This is a genomic window from Prevotella sp. khp7 (assembly GCF_900109055.1).
Classification (GTDB): Bacteria; Bacteroidota; Bacteroidia; order Bacteroidales; family Bacteroidaceae; genus Prevotella.
This window is the reverse complement of sequence record NZ_FOIV01000002.1, coordinates 615,894-629,726: the sequence shown is the minus strand read 5'-3', so window position 1 is coordinate 629,726 and position 13,833 is coordinate 615,894. Positions and strand designations below refer to the sequence as shown.

Sequence of the window (13,833 nt, the reverse complement as noted above, 5' to 3'; positions counted from 1 at the left end):
AAGGGCAACTATCCTTCATTTTTCTTTTCCTGTGCTATTTTACGATACTCTGATGGTGTCATTTTGAACTTCTCACGGAAGAGTGTGTTGAAATGACTGCGGCTAGAGAAGCCGCTTTCTTCGATAATGAGACCAACGGTATCACTAGTGGTAGCCACTAACTGAGCAGCATGACGGATGCGCCAATCATCGAGGAAATCTCCGATGGTCTGTCCATCTGTACACTCACGGATAACAGATGCCACAACATTATAGTTTGTAGCAAGCATCTGGGCCAGTGTCTCACGGTTCAGTTCACTATCAGTATAAGGCTGTTGATCACGCATCAGGTGACAGATACGGTTGTAGAGTTGCTGTGATGGGCTCAAGGTGGCCTCGGGAAGGCGATCTAGTGCTTCCTGTCGCTTGTCAGCCTGTTGTATCATCTGCTGCACAGTATCGAACAACTGGCGGTTTTTCTCCTGTAGTCGGCGATGAGCCAAAGTGATACGCCACAAGAATATTATGCAAGCCACCAAAAATACCACAAGAGCTAATATTATAATAAGGTGTAATCGAGCTTTGGCCTCCTTGTCCTTCAGTTCTAGCTCCTTCTCCTGTGTTTTCATCTGTTGTGCATATTTCAACGTTTCCTGCTGACGCTCACGCTGTACCAGACTATCATTAATCACACTAAAACGGTCGAGCACCTGATAGGCTTCATGGTAGCGGCCTATCTCATTGAGTCCACGGGCATATAAGGCCAGCAAACTGACATAATTCTGGGATATGGTATCCCCTTTCTCCCTATAATAAGGCTCCAACTGGTCATAAATCTGCTGAATACGAGCGGCATTTCCAGAAGATGCGTAATAAAACAGAATATCGTCTTGGTTACCAGGCTGTTGTCCTGCCTGTGTCTGCTCAAATGCCGCAGCCATGCGTTGAGCTCTCTCCTTATCTCCTGTCATATACAGACAATATGCCATAACAGGATAAGTATACGCCCGTTGCTGATCTATCCATCCAGCAGGGGCTGTAGAGTATTCCTTTTCGATGCGCTCGATGACCAACAGCCGTTCTTCTAGCAAAGAGATAGCATCAGCATATTTTTTTTCCTCAGCATAGATACGTGCCATCTGACCAAGGTTTGAAGAAAACATTGGTAGAGGGGCTATACTATTTCGAGCGGCCTTACGATAAAGCTCTAATGAGCTATTCATATAGGCAATGCCGCTACCTTGCTGTAGTCGTTCCATCATGGTCCCCGCATTGAAATAGAATTCCGCCTCTTCCATCAGACGATTTGCCTTGTGAGCCATCTCGGCACCTTTAATAGCATAGCGCACTGCGTCCTGATATTTTTCAGGAGTCTTCTGGAAAACTGACACTAGCAATGAAATTATCTTTATCCTCTGCAAGCTGTCGACGACGGGATTCTGGTTGTTAAGCACCCGTAGACAGTAATCGCGAGCTTTATCCAAATCTTCCATCGTTGGCGAACCATAGTATATCTGTGCCCGCATATAGTTGGCGTAGTTCACATCAGCCACCCCACGCATTTCAGATGTATCAATCAGTCTAAGCGCTAGTTCCGGCTCTTCCATAAGATACTTGCGTATATTCTCCCATTGGTAGATGCTGTCAGCATCCGACAACACATTACCGTTTCCGCGACCGCCAGTACATCCAATAGCCATCGCTGCAACAATCAAGAATACAAAAAGATATTTCTTCATCGGTTGAATAACTTTGTTTGGGTACAAAGATACAGCTTTTTCTGATAAAATATGCATAAAATGTTTCATTTTTGTTTCAAAATGTAATTTGTGCGCCCAGAATACAAGCTTGTGCGCCGTGAGAACACCTCTTTCGCAGGCTTTGCTTACCTTTGCCGGCGAAAATCAAAACGGCAAACAGATATGGAAGTATCATTCATCATTGCAGTAGCATGTGCCACAGTTCTAATGCTTATCTTCATTGGCTTGGCAGTGGCAGTGGCTTATTACCGCTGGCGCACCACCGAACTGATGACTGGCATCAGTGCTTTCATCAGAAAGAACTGGGAGATAGAACAGCAGATAGAACAATTAGAGAAAAAAATCAGAAATATTAATCAGCTATAAGTATGAGAAAGATTCTTATGACGCTCGCAGCCGTCGTTTGCTGCGCAATGGTTTTATCAGTGTTCACTGCCTATGGTAATAAAGAGGAATCTGCGACGTCAGAGACTTCAAAAGACTCAATGGCAGTTGTGATCAACCTCGATTCCATTGTCATCAAGCCATATCTGGCATTTGGTTCAACACTCACCGACGTAGAGAAATACATGACGGAGAACTTTGCCGATTTCGCCATCGTAAATGCCAACGCCCTGATACGCATAGACAAGGAAGGCGACATATGCTACGGAAGGTATTATAACAAAGGGAATCGTCAAATCAGGTTCCACTTCAGCTACGACGATGGCAATGACTTCTTCTACTGCGCCTATGATTATTTCTTCCCGGTACCATTGGAATCTGTGATATCCGAGCTAAAGCGCAATGGCTTCGTAAACAAAGGTGAAGTCAGGTTTGAGGACTATAATGCCGATATTTGCTACCTTTTTCTCTCTGCCAACGAGACCATCGAGGTTTTGCTCTTCTCATGGAAGAAAGACGGCGGCAGCTGGTCTATCAGTTTTCAGCCCACCGACATGAATGATCTGAATCATCTTATTGTAAAATAACATCTGGAGATTAATTCACCGATTGATTGTTTCTTATCCTATATACGAATTTTAGAGTCGAATCGGATTTTCTTCCTCATGTGTTTTTTACAGCCAAAAATTTGGGAATCACTTATTTTTTCAGTATCTTTGCAATCTCTAACCAACTATAAAGTTAAACATTAAAAAGATACAAAATGAACGAGACTAAAGACATTATTTCACACGACGATGAGTTTGATTATTCAGCAGTTCCTAGCTGGTATCCCCTGTGTTTCAACACAGGCTGTCCGCTTAGCGGGAACTGTATGCACTATTTCGCTGTCGCCCATGCGCCGGAAACTTTGGAGACATGCCGCTGCGTGCTACCCCACACACTGAAAAATGGCCACTGCCGCTGGTTCGACAAGATTAAGGTGATGACGATGGCCGTTGGTTTCTCACATCTTTACGACAACGTGCTGAAGAGCGACTTCACCAGTATGCGCAAGACCATCACTGCGTATTTGCATGGCGTTAAGTTCTACTACCAGTACATGCGAGGCGAGCGTCCGCTTACTCCCGCTCAGCAACAGGGTATCCGAGATATCATCAAGTCTTACGGCTATGATTGGGACGTACCTTTTGATGGCTATCACAAAGCCTACTGTTTCGGCAATCCCCCCACAGATTAGAAAGAGACGTCATTTCCCGCTGTTTCCCCTGTTAGAAAACGCTGTTTTCCCTATTGGAAAATGGTATTTCCTCACCGAGAAAACAACGGTTTCCAACCGAGAAAACAGCGTTAACCCTTATTTTAAGCACACAAAGCATAATCATCTTCACCGGCTCAAGGATTTCAGGAAGTACTGGTGTATCCGTATATCGTCATCCAACTCTGGATGGAAAGCGGTCGCTATCTGATTGCCCTGGCGTGCTGCCACGATATGGCCGCCGACTTCGGCTATCGGCTGACAATCGGCCGACAGCACCTCCTCGATATACGGCGCACGGATAAAAGTCATTGGCACATCGCTGCCAATACCCTCCACACTATCTGTGGTGTGGAAACTGCCGAGTTGTCGGCCATAGGCATTACGACGCACACGGATGTCCATAGTACCAAGATAATCCTTTGAGAGAAGTATCATACCAGCACAAGTGCCGAAGACAGGCAGTCCACCGAGGATGGCCTGGCGGATAGGCTCCAGTAGCCCCAGCTCGCGGAGCAAGCGCATCTGCACCGTACTCTCGCCTCCTGGTAGAATGAGCCCGTCTTTGGGCTGCTGCCAATCGCTCAGCTGCCGTACCTCAAAAGTCTCAGCTCCCAAACGATGGAGCATCTGCTCATGTTCTATGAAGGCCCCTTGCAGGGCCAGTACTGCAACTCTCATTTATTTTCCGCGTTCAGCCATTAAGAGTTCTATCTCCTGTTCATTGATTCCCACCATAGCTTCGCCGAGATCCTCGCTGAGCTCGGCCAGCATCTTGGCATCCTGATAGTTGGTCACGGCCTTCACGATGGCAGCGGCACGCTTGCGGGGATTACCGCTCTTAAAGATACCACTGCCCACAAATACGCCCTCAGCACCCAACTGCATCATCAGCGCGGCATCGGCAGGTGTAGCCACGCCGCCCGCGGCGAAGTTTACGACAGGCAGTTTGCCATTGTCATGAACAAAGCGTACCAGTTCATAAGGTGCCTGCAACTGCTTGGCAGCCTCATAGAGTTCGTCTTCGCTCATCGATACCAGTCGGCGAATCTCACTCTGCATCAGTCGCATGTGGCTTACGGCCTGCACGACGTCACCCGTACCGGGCTCACCCTTGGTGCGGATCATCGTGGCGCCCTCAGCAATACGGCGTAGCGCCTCGCCCAGATTCTTGGCACCGCAGACAAATGGCACGTCGAACTTGGTTTTATCGATGTGATAGATGTTATCGGCAGGACTGAGCACCTCGCTCTCGTCGATATAATCGATCTCGATGGCCTGCAGAATCTGAGCCTCTGCGATATGGCCGATACGGCACTTAGCCATCACTGGGATACTGACCGCTTCCTGAATGCCACGAATCATCTTCGGGTCGCTCATACGGCTCACACCACCCGCTGCACGGATATCGGCAGGAATGCGTTCAAGTGCCATAACTGCACAGGCACCAGCCTCTTCGGCAATCTTGGCCTGTTCGGGAGTAGTCACATCCATTATCACACCACCCTTCAGCATCTGAGCCAACTGGCGGTTTAAATCACGTCTTTCGTTTGTCATTTTTATATTACTGCTTTTGTTGTTGAAATTCTGTAGGTGAGACCCCTTTCCGTTTCTTAAAGAAGCGCGAGAGGTGGGCCTGCGATGAGAATCCCAGCCATCGGGCAACGTCTTTCAGCGGTTTGTTGGTTGTGGTTATCAAGGTGGCTATCTCGTTGGCGATGCGCTCATCGATAATGGCCTTGGGCGAGCGGTCGGCGATGCGCCGCGTGACCTGTCCTAAATAACGAGGACTCACGTTGAGCTGTTCGGCATAGAAAGCCACGTCGGCGTAACGGTTGAAATAATGCTCTACGGCGTCAAGAAACTGGTTATAAAGCTCTTCGCTGCGACTATTGCCATCGGCATATTCGGCGGGGAGTTGCTTCAGATAGGCCTGGGCATGGAGCATGGCATCGTTCACCTTCTCGTCGAGACTCAGATAGTAAGCCAATGCCGAAGCCAACTGGTTGGCATGACCATGACGACGAGGACCAATAGGCAGGTCGCCCGGTGCCAGTACCACAGTACACATTGGCATCAACAATCGTTCGATGGCTTCATAGACACGAGGTTCAACCAACCGTTCTCCCTTGGTTGATGTCAGTACCGGCGCATAGATGATATGGCGTGGCTTATGACGTTGCAACACCTCGGCCAGCATCTCGACGACATCAATGCGGCGTAGCAAGCCTATCTTGACAACTTGCGGCTCAAGGTCATTGATGATAGCCTCAACTTGCTGACGTACCACTGCTACGGGCAGGTCGTGGAACTCCTGAATACCCAGTGTGTTCTGTACCGTAATAGAGGTTATGACCGATGCTGCAGTACCACCCAGCTCGTGGATAAGCTGGATATCGGCCTGTACGCCAGAGCCTCCTGTGCCGTCGCTACCTGTTATCGTCAGTATCGCTTTGTTCATGGGTGCAAAGGAAATAAAATCCCCCGACATAGCCAAATATTATTCCTCTTATGATAAAAAAAACTGCAATTTGGCAAAACAAATTACAGTTCATACGACAAATTAAAATAGAGATTCCGCCCCTTCTGTGGTATATTGTTCCAGTCGGCATAAGTTGCATAAAGGCGGTTGAACACGTTCTCCACACCGCCACATAGGGCGAACCGGGCATAGCGGTATTGGGCAGAGAGATTGCAGATGGCCCAAGCCACAGTGAGCGTCTCACCATATTTAGCTGCATAATTTGACTGACGGGCATGACCTTTCAGCTCGGCTTGTAATTGCAAAGTCTTGTATGTATAGCCTATACGTGCCGAATAATTAAAAGGGGCGATAAGAGGCAAAGCGTCGTCCTCGTCGTCGCGCCCTAAGGCCCAACCCATAGAGCCCTCAAAATCAATGCGGCGCGAGATCCGCCACCGACTGGTGAGCGATGCATTGGCAATGGTGGCACGACTGAGATTGGCATATACCTTGACTCCCTCGGCACCAATAGTCATCGCACTGAGTCGCGGTTCAGAAACACCTATTATATAATTGGAAAAGGAAAAGACACTCGCATCGGCAGTCAGCGAGAAGTCCCCTGTTGGCAGCCATCTGACAGTTGCATTGGCTTCAACAGCCGACTCGTTACTAAGGCGTGGATTGCCGATATAATCATATTGGTCGAAGGTGTTGTTGAGGTAATAGCCATATGCCTCTGTGACGGTTGGCGCCCTACTGCCCCAGCCCATGCCAACTGACAACTGCCAATGGTCGGGATGCCAGTTGTAGCTGGCAGCGATACGCCCAGTGAACTGATGATAGTAATCTAACATACCAGGAAAGAAAACCTTCAATGCCTCATAGCCCTCCTTGTCACGAAGCGTCTGCTGCTGCCAAGCCAACTTAGCAGACACGTAGAGAGACTGGCGGTGAGGTAAAGTGATGTCATCAGAAACGGCCACACCCGTGTTCAGCGTACGGACATCAGGCCATGTGACCATATACATCGGAGCCGCACCGCCAGGATACATCGTCATGTCGGCAAACAATCGGTTATAGTAGCCATCGGCATTGAATTGAAACCCGTGCTGACCAACCACACCAGATAGCAGACTATAGAAACCCGCAGTTGTGCTACGACCTGGCATATCCATGTGGATAAGCACATCAGGCCGATGGGTATCGTCCATCTCGTGAATGATATGATTATAGTAGATCTTAGTCTCCCACGAATCGAACAGGCCTTCGGCCCACGTGTGCCGGTAAGCGAGGGAGGTGATGAAGGCATCGGCCCGCTTGACATCCATCGCTAAAGCAGGATAGCCCACATCGCCAGCATGATCGACAATGAGTACACCTTCGAGGATATCACGATTGGTAAGGCGATAGCCCAGATTGCTAAAAGCATTCAACTTATGAAATTGTGAGAATGGCAGCACATCGCCACGACCCGTCTTATAGTTATCGGCATGACGATAGAATACGCCACCATTTATATAGAAGCGTTGGGAGGACCAAGCTGCATCAGCGCCGTACACCTGTAAATGACCGTTGAGCTCATAACCAGCCATTGAGCTAAGGTGAAAGGAATCGGCATCAAACCCAGCCTTGCGGAGACGCAGGTCGAGCGCACCGCCGATGTTGCCTGTGGCCTGTGGATTACCATTGAGACCAGAGTTGAGACTGATGCTTTGCAGGTTTCCGCTCTCCACATAGCTCGTCACAGGATCCATCTTGTCTGTACATGCATAGAATATCTTCATGCCATCAATGGTGGTTGAAACACGTTCCGTCGGCATATTGTTGACCATCGGCTCCCATGCATAAGAACCACGCCGTACAAGCGACACATGCGACAATTGCGACAGATGCTCATCGATAGATGCCACTTGTCCCTTGACCGAACGCTTTCCACCCTGCCGATTCGACACTACCACCACCTCGTCGAGATGACGAGGCTGGCTGATGGTAGTATCGGCCAACAAAGGGATAGCTAATAATAACAGTCTAAGCATACAGATACTAATATTAACAGATTATCAGAGGGTTACGTCCCAATAGAGTGAGCTGAAGCCATCTTTCAGATTATCACCTCCAGCCACAATGTTTCCTTTTACATCTTTTACCGTAAGGTGGATGCGCCACAGACCTGTCATGGTGAGATTGATCTTGCCACGATAACTGCCATCAGTTTGGAGTGTGAGTGCTGCATTGTCTGGCGAGGTATGGTGTCCCATGTCGGGCATGCGAGGATCAATGTCAATGACAAACTGCTCTGTGGCCAACTCATAAGGATCAGTGCCTGTCAGGCTCTTCACCGATATGTAGGCCTGTATCTCGTTGCTGCCAGTAATCCAGTCGGCAGGGTTAACCAGCGACAGATAGTAGGTGTTACCACCAATTTTGAACGACTTGAGCCACTCCTGACCAACAGGCAGGCCATCCACCTTGACTTCCGTAGGACTGACGCCTCCTTTCTGCCCCAAGACATTGGCATCATAGGCCAGTGTCCAATAGCCTGCATCGCTGGTCGGCATCAACAGCGATATCCAACCTTGTTTGACGGCAGTGAAGTTGGAGTTAAAACTCTTGACGATACCCGATATGGGCGTGCTGTGCTGCATCTTCATCTTGGTCATGTACATGAGTGGTTTAAAGTTACTCACTGTAAACTCTTTGATATAATTGCCTGTTGTGAGTTTAGTGGCCACGAAGTACAAATCATTATAGCCCGTGTGGAGACTACCAGTACGAGTATATACAGAGACACGATACTTGCTATCAATCTCGGCCGTGAGCTCAGGGACAACCTTCACGGTCTGAAGGAAATTATATATCTGAATAGCTTCCTCGGCTGAACAGCAGTCTGCATCGCCATCAATGGTGATGCCAGGAATATCGATTCCCTTCTGCACACCATCGTCGTTGCTATTACATGAGGTAACGGTTATAAAAAAAACTGTTACGAGAATTAAATATATTACTTTTTTCATTATTCTTCTGTTTTTGGTGAAAGCTTTTTATTTACTATAGCAGCTACACAAGAGTCGGACCATACATTTTCTGCGGTCTCTATCATATCAATGATAGTGTAGATAGGCAGGATAATACCCAAGATGGCAATAGGAGCACCAATACCCGACATGAGTGAAAGGGTAAGGAAATAACAGCCCATAGGTACACCTGCATTACCAACTGCCGACACCACTGATATAAGAATCCATAGCAGGATAGTCGTCCATGTGAGAGGCGTACCTCCATTCTGCATCACAAAGAGCGAGGTGACGAGGATAAACGCTGCGCAACCATTCATATTAATAGTAGTACAGATGGGAAGCACAAAGCGAGCCACATTCTTCTTAATCCCCAACCGATTCTCTGCTGTATCCATTGTAACAGGCAGAGTGGCTGCACTACTCTTCGTGAAAAGCGCCATCAGTACGGCAGGCGTCATTCTACCCAGCACATGGATAGGATTCAATCCACGTGCCAACAGGAACAGTGGTAACACCACAAAGAACTGAAGGACATTACCGCCCAGTACCACCAGCACATATTTACCGATGGAATCGGCCACCACGCCTGCCGACAACTGAGCCGACAACTGAGCCGAGAAGGCTACGATACCTAAAGGCAGTGTCCATATGAGACCACGGATAAGCAGGAAGAGCAGTTCCTGAAGTCCAAGCAGGCCTTTGACTACAATCGTCTTATTTTCTGATTCGGGCAACTTAGACAGTCCTATGCCAATGGCAAAAGCCAACAAAAGCAAAGAAAGTACATTGCCTTCAAGGAATGGCTTGACGATGTTGTTAGGAATGACGCTAATGATATGGTCGAAGTAAGACAGCTGAGGCGCCTGCTCCACAGACTGCTCACCTTGAATGAGGGTGTCAACAGGCAGATTCCCTGGTGCAACAAGCACAAAGAGGACGGCTCCCACAGCAGCAGCGGCAAAAGTTGTCAACAACGTGTAGGTCAGCGTATGACCGAAAATTCTGCCTGAACCCTTAGAACCAAACGTGGCAAAGGTGGTGATAACTGCCAGTACGATGGTTGGGACAGCTAACAACTGAAACAACCGCGTATAGACTGTGGCTACAAAAGTCATCACCTCGTCGAGCCACTGAAGACCTAACAATCCTAAAATGGCGCCCACGATAAGGGCGCCAATCCATAATATAGTATTCTTCATCAATTACTTCTTATGTGTCTGACGCCAAGTATGGGCGTAATCAATGACTGCACGGAGTTTCTCCCAATCGGTTTCGCCAGGAACAGTACAATCAGCACCAAGGATAAAGTTGGGTGATGCATTCTCCAACACTTTATCAACCTCGGCCTTGGCCTCTTCTATTGAACCGCTGGCGATAACTCCCAAACGTTCCAGGCCACCGAAGATAGGACGCCCAAAACGCTGCTGCGCTTCCTTTAAGTTGAGTGTCGAGCCATCAGAGAACTTTAGAGGAACATTGATGATACTTGTGGGGTAATCGGCAAAATCATACAAAGCCTCAGCATTCTTGAAGGGTGTACCATAATCACAGATATGCAGGATATTGATAATTCCAATCTCGTTGGCAACCTCTGATACATGCTTATCCCATTGACGAACCTGTTCTTTCCAGACTTTTGGTGAAAGTGAGTTACCATCGCCACCCTGACTTGATACATAGAAACCATCGGCACCATGTTTACGCGCTGAACGCAGATAGTTCTCTATGCTCAGCGACAGGTTCTTTATGGCCTGTCCGAAGGCCTTTGGATCCTCCTCGATGAGTTTCTTTAAGTCCTTGCCACGCCCCAAAGTCTGGTGTGCAAGTGCCAAGGGGGAATAAACAGTGGGCAGGATAAAAGCCTCGTCGCCGAACTCACGGGCCAGATCCTCGATAACAGCTACCTGAGGAGCAAAGAAGTCCTCGCCATAAACAGGAACTTTAGCCCAATCTTTTCCAGACTTAATATCGATTTGTGGTACAGATATCTCATAGAAGACCTTCACAAAATCCATGTTGGTGGCACGATAGAAATCTTTATGATCTTGCACAGCCTTACGACCTAATTTGTTCTCAAAGTGCAGGAAGAAAGCTGCTGGCACATAGTCGTTGGGGCGACTCTGATCGAGCACCTGTAAAATACGCTCGCGGCTGTTAACCTTAGAGGTTGCTACTGACTGGGCAAGAACTGCCTGATTAGAAATTGTGGCCAGAGCGATAACGGCCAAAGTTGATTTTATAATCTGTTTCATTTATTCTTTTTTTTATTCATTACAACTTGTGAGTCTGGCGCCATGAATGAACATAGTCTACTAAGGCACGGAGCTTCTCTGGGTCTGAGTCATTGGGCACAGAATCGTCGGCACCAAGAACGAAATTAGCTGGTGCATTACGCAGTATCTCATCTACTTCAGCCTTAGCCTCTTCAAGAGTTCCTGTATATATTTTGCTCTGACGTGGCAGACCGCCAAGAACAGGGCGATTGAAAAGCTTGGCTACTTGTTTAGTACTCAGTGCCTTGCCCTTGAACTCATGATAAGGCACATTGACAATACTGCCAGGATAATCGACATAATCGTTAAATGAGTCCGCTGTAAAATGACCACCGCCCTCGCAAACATGGAGAATATTGAATGGAGCAACCTCGTTGGCAGCATCAGACACCTGTTTGTCGTAAGGCTTGATGAGCTCACGGAAGAGCTTACCACCAAAAGAGTCGATGTCACCACCCTGACTTGAGAGATAGAATCCATCTGCACCAGCCTTGCGAGCCTCACGGATATAATATACCAAACTCTTGGTAAGAGCCTCAAGGGCAGGCTTCACAGCCTCAGGATCCTTCTTGATGATTTCAAACAGTTTCTGCTTGGCTGCCTTAGGATCGCTGGCTGCCCAAGTACCAGCAGCCTGATTCAGGAGAGCCAGAGGGGAATAAACGGTGGGGATGATGAAAGCCTCGCTCTTCAACTCACGAGCCAGTTCACGTACCACCTGGATTTGCTCTACCCACTGCTCGGGCTTTACCTGTAGGATCTTCTTCCAATCGGCAGGACTATTGATTTCCACCTGCTGAGGTACGAATTCATATTTGACGTTTACAAAATCAACATGAGTAGCACGGAACCAGTCTATGTGCGATTTCACAGCACCATAGCCGAACTTGTCGGGGAAATGGACATTGAAGAACACGGGAACATAGTCGTTGGGGCGACTCTGATCAAGTACCTGCAACAGCAATTCACGCTTGTTGTAGTTATCATAACTCTGTGCTGAAACATTTGCACTGAATGTGGTTGCTGCCACCACTGTGAGCAGCAGGCTGCGGAAAGTTTTCTTACTAATTGTTTTCATAATTTCTTTTTTTGTTTAATATTCTATATTTCATTCATTTTCTTATTCGAAAATGCTATCGTATGGGCCGTCACCACTTTCACCGCTATACCCCCAGTTCTGCGTCAGGTTGGGATTGAGAATCAGCTGATCCTGAGGCAGAGGCAGCAGATAGTTACGTTTTGATACGTTCTGTATCTTGAGAGGCTCTGAAGCAGGAGCATTAGCCTTGACATGCTTTACGAGGATATGCCAGCGAACGAGGTCGAACCAACGCTGTCCCTCAAGGATAAACTCCTTCCAGCGCTCATCGCGTACAGCCTGTCGGAACTGCTCCTGAGTAAGGCCTGAGAGCTCAAGCGGAGAGCCATCCGAAGGTGTATTCTGGATGTTGAGATACGGACTCCAATAGGCACGACGTCGTATCTGGTTAATAGCATCGTAGGCTGCGGCAGTAGGACCATTGAGTTCGTTTTCGGCCTCGGCTTTGATGAGCAACACTTCTCCGTATCGAATCACTACCGAGTTTGTTGACTGACCTGCAGCATTACCTGATGAAGCTGGATTGGCGAAATTGAGTGAATCGATATATTTACGGAAGCGAGGGATGGTGAATACGAAATCGGTGCCAGTGTTAGGGTTGATGATAGTCTTGGCCCACGAGCCGTTTCGACGTTGATCCTTAGGGTCCATTTCCAGATAATAACGATCGCTGGTGGCTATCAACACAGGTTCGGTATCACTCCAGTTGGTGGCAAAGGTACAATGACCTGTGGTATTGCCATTAACAGTGCGGTCGTGCTCGAAGGTGAAGATATGCTCCGGACCGTTCTTCTTATCAACCGACCAATTGTCGATGAACTTGTTGAGTAGATGGAACTTACCTGAGTCGATAACCTTCTGGGCATAATCTGATGCCAGTTGAAGGTATTTATTCTTGTTGGCTTTGCCTTGTTCACTACTGGTCTGTGCCCATACGAGATAGACTTTAGAGAGCAATGCCGATGCAGCTAGTGAAGAAGCCTTGCTGTCGCGTGTGGAATAGTTGGCGGGCAACTGCTCAGCAGCCGCAAAGTCAGCAACAATCTGTTCGTATACCTCGTCTACAGTATTACGTGGAACCCCTTCCCCCTCACCATCATGAAGCACTATGGGTACACCACCGAAGTATCGCACGAGGTTAAAGTAAGAATAAGCTCTGAGGAAACGGGCTTCGTTGATGTAGTTCTGCTTCGACTGCTCATCAAGCCAGGAAGCTGCTGTGGCCTTATCAATCACAACGTTGGCACGATTGATGGCAGTATAGTGCGCCTCCCATGCGTTCACTACAAAAAGATTGGTGGGCTGAACAGCGAAATTGGCAACCTCACGGATATGGGCAGAATTTGTCTGGGCTCCTGCACGTACATAGTCTGTCTGCAAATCGTTTAGATAAATGGTCTGATTATTCCAGACGCCATACATGCCGTTAACCGTAAATTCCTGATAGATACCATTAATCGCTGTCTCTATATCATTTTTACTCTGATAGAAATTATCCTTGTCTATTGAGCTAATGGATGTTTGGTCTAGGTCTGCGCAACTGCTCAGCAGAATGATAGTAACAAGACCTAATATATATTGAATCTTTCTCATATTACT

General features: G+C 47.8%; 13 protein-coding genes. 3 read left to right on the top strand and 10 right to left on the bottom strand.

Annotation, left to right across the window (positions count from 1 at the left end; all coding sequences use genetic code 11):
* Positions 1-8 precede the first annotated feature (8 nt).
* A complete protein-coding gene (locus BMX82_RS06195; RefSeq protein ID WP_036914037.1) occupies positions 9-1,718 on the bottom strand; it encodes a helix-turn-helix domain-containing protein in 1,710 nt (569 codons plus the stop codon).
* A 183-nt stretch (positions 1,719-1,901) separates the two neighbouring features.
* On the opposite strand from BMX82_RS06195, the gene BMX82_RS06190 reads away from it, so the two are divergent.
* From BMX82_RS06190 to BMX82_RS06180, 3 genes are all read left to right on the top strand, one after another.
* A complete protein-coding gene (locus BMX82_RS06190; RefSeq protein ID WP_036914039.1) occupies positions 1,902-2,105 on the top strand; it encodes a hypothetical protein in 204 nt (67 codons plus the stop codon).
* A 2-nt stretch (positions 2,106-2,107) separates the two neighbouring features.
* Positions 2,108-2,710 carry a hypothetical protein gene (locus BMX82_RS06185; RefSeq protein ID WP_143058330.1) on the top strand — a complete coding sequence of 201 codons (603 nt, stop codon included), beginning with the start codon at positions 2,108-2,110 and terminating at the stop codon, positions 2,708-2,710.
* Positions 2,711-2,886: 176 nt separating this feature from the next.
* Complete coding sequence (locus BMX82_RS06180; protein WP_143058329.1) at positions 2,887-3,363, top strand: DUF6078 family protein; 477 nt, start codon at positions 2,887-2,889, stop codon at positions 3,361-3,363.
* Positions 3,364-3,510: 147 nt separating this feature from the next.
* On the opposite strand, the gene pdxT is transcribed toward BMX82_RS06180, so the two are convergent.
* The 9 genes from pdxT to BMX82_RS06135 all read right to left on the bottom strand — a co-directional run bounded on the left by pdxT (position 3,511) and on the right by BMX82_RS06135 (position 13,827).
* Positions 3,511-4,062: a pyridoxal 5'-phosphate synthase glutaminase subunit PdxT gene (gene pdxT / locus BMX82_RS06175; protein WP_036914044.1), complete on the bottom strand. Its 552-nt coding sequence runs from the start codon at positions 4,060-4,062 to the stop codon at positions 3,511-3,513.
* The gene (gene pdxS / locus BMX82_RS06170) at positions 4,063-4,938 is read right to left on the bottom strand and encodes a pyridoxal 5'-phosphate synthase lyase subunit PdxS (RefSeq protein WP_036914047.1); all 876 of its coding nucleotides are present in this window, start codon (positions 4,936-4,938) and stop codon (positions 4,063-4,065) included.
* A 7-nt stretch (positions 4,939-4,945) separates the two neighbouring features.
* Entirely contained in the window at positions 4,946-5,842 is an 897-nt protein-coding gene (locus tag BMX82_RS06165; RefSeq protein ID WP_036914049.1) for a bifunctional hydroxymethylpyrimidine kinase/phosphomethylpyrimidine kinase, read from the bottom strand.
* 83 nt (positions 5,843-5,925) lie between these two features.
* Positions 5,926-7,881, bottom strand: a complete 1,956-nt coding sequence (locus BMX82_RS06160) for a TonB-dependent receptor (RefSeq protein ID WP_036914052.1) — start codon at positions 7,879-7,881, stop codon at positions 5,926-5,928.
* Between the two features lie 24 nt (positions 7,882-7,905).
* Entirely contained in the window at positions 7,906-8,859 is a 954-nt protein-coding gene (locus BMX82_RS06155) for a FixH family protein (protein ID WP_091766974.1), read from the bottom strand.
* The gene (locus BMX82_RS06150; protein WP_051949864.1) at positions 8,859-10,061 is read right to left on the bottom strand and encodes a dicarboxylate/amino acid:cation symporter; all 1,203 of its coding nucleotides are present in this window, start codon (positions 10,059-10,061) and stop codon (positions 8,859-8,861) included. The genes BMX82_RS06155 and BMX82_RS06150 overlap by 1 nt, the downstream gene beginning before the upstream one ends.
* 3 nt (positions 10,062-10,064) lie before the next feature.
* Positions 10,065-11,114 carry a uroporphyrinogen decarboxylase family protein gene (locus BMX82_RS06145; RefSeq protein WP_036914055.1) on the bottom strand — a complete coding sequence of 350 codons (1,050 nt, stop codon included), beginning with the start codon at positions 11,112-11,114 and terminating at the stop codon, positions 10,065-10,067.
* A 19-nt stretch (positions 11,115-11,133) separates the two neighbouring features.
* Positions 11,134-12,213: a uroporphyrinogen decarboxylase family protein gene (locus BMX82_RS06140; protein WP_036914058.1), complete on the bottom strand. Its 1,080-nt coding sequence runs from the start codon at positions 12,211-12,213 to the stop codon at positions 11,134-11,136.
* Between the two features lie 42 nt (positions 12,214-12,255).
* The gene (locus BMX82_RS06135) at positions 12,256-13,827 is read right to left on the bottom strand and encodes a RagB/SusD family nutrient uptake outer membrane protein (protein ID WP_091766972.1); all 1,572 of its coding nucleotides are present in this window, start codon (positions 13,825-13,827) and stop codon (positions 12,256-12,258) included.
* Positions 13,828-13,833 lie beyond the last annotated feature (6 nt).